Here is a 1478-nt window from a genome sequence, read left to right as displayed (position 1 = left end):
GTATTAGAGTCGGTGCATCGCACCGAATTTATGTTTTTTTTATGGATTGTTTTATGGATTAGGATGATGAATTAGGGATTGTCGAGATCGAACTGCTCCAATAGCTTCCAGACCCCTTGCAGCAGCTTATCTAGTCCCTTTTTCGAGGCAGCCGAAATGGAAAGCATCGGAAAATCGAACTGCGCAGCGATCGCCTCCACATCGTCAGGCAACATCGCATCGATCTTATTCAGAGCTACAATTTGCGGCTTATCCGCTAAGCCGTGACCGTAAGCCTCCAACTCCTCTTGAATGGTGTGATAGGCATTTAGAGGATCCTCTTGGGTGACATCGATCAGATGAATGAGCAGCTTTGTGCGTTCGACATGGCGCAAAAAGTCATGCCCTAAACCAATTCCATCAGATGCGCCTTCAATTAATCCAGGAATATCCGCAAAAACGATCCCATCGCCCGATGGTTTAGACACGACACCGAGATTTGGGACAAGCGTAGTGAAGGGATAATCAGCAATTTTAGGACGAGCTGCCGATACGACGGAGATCAGCGTCGATTTACCAGCATTGGGCAAACCAATGATCCCCACTTCCGCAATTAGCTTTAGTTCTAGATATAGTCCAAGTTCTTCTCCTGGAAGCCCTGGTAAGGCGTAGTCAGGGGCGCGGTTTTGATTGCTCAAGAAATATTTATTTCCCAGTCCACCTTTACCGCCTTTTGCCACAAATAGGGTTTGACCATCCTCGGTGAGATCGCCCAGAACCTCGCCTGTCTCCTCATTCATAACCACCGTACCGATGGGAACTTTAATCACGCGATCGTTGCCTTTGCGACCCGTCATGTTACTAGGTCCACCACGTTCGCCATTTTCAGCCTTAAAGATATTCTCAAAGCGAAAATCTAAGAGGGTTTGCAGATCCGTTGTTGCCTGCAAAATCACCGAGCCACCATTACCGCCATTGCCACCTGCTGGTCCACCCGCAGGTACATATTTCTCGCGGCGAAATGCGACTAGCCCATCACCACCATCTCCAGACTTCACTTGTATCGTAACGCGGTCAATAAAATGCATTGCTAACTCAATTGCTTGCTCTAATTGCTTGCTCTGTTTAACCGAGACAATCCACTTAACTTACTTAACTTACAGGATCGTCTTCATTGGTTTTATTTCTATTATGCAGCGATTAGGGTAGTAAATGGCTAAAATAAATAACCTTAAAACTCCAAAGCGAGAAGAGGACTGCGGCGTAGCCCTCTTCTCGCTTTGGAGTTTAAGTCCTAGCCTAATACCAATTCACGAAAGTGTGACAACACTTTTGTGAATTAAAAACCAAACCCAGTAAGGGTTTTCAAAGCTGAAAATGGCTACGACATTTTCAGCTTTGGTATGAGTTAAGTAGCTAGGCATAATTAATTACAACCCAAAACCTATAAAGTTGCGCCCCTACGGGGCGCAACTTTATAGGTTTTGATAGGTTTTGGT

General features: G+C 45.5%; 1 protein-coding gene. It reads right to left on the bottom strand.

Annotated elements, in window-relative coordinates; translation table 11 throughout:
• Window positions 1-71 precede the first annotated feature (71 nt).
• Complete coding sequence (gene obgE, locus AC805_RS16290) at window positions 72-1067, bottom strand: GTPase ObgE (protein WP_055076393.1); 996 nt, start codon at window positions 1065-1067, stop codon at window positions 72-74.
• Window positions 1068-1478 lie beyond the last annotated feature (411 nt).

The sequence above is a fragment of the Pseudanabaena sp. 'Roaring Creek' genome (assembly GCF_001402795.1).
Lineage (GTDB): Bacteria > Cyanobacteriota > Cyanobacteriia > Pseudanabaenales > Pseudanabaenaceae > Pseudanabaena.
Note: the sequence above shows the minus strand (reverse complement) of the source record. Positions and strands in the feature narration are given on the sequence as shown.

Excerpts from the sequence above, each read along its gene's own strand:
- obgE (WP_055076393.1), bottom strand. The coding sequence starts at position 1,067 with ATGCATTTTATTGACCGCGTTACGATACAAGTGAAGTCTGGAGATGGT.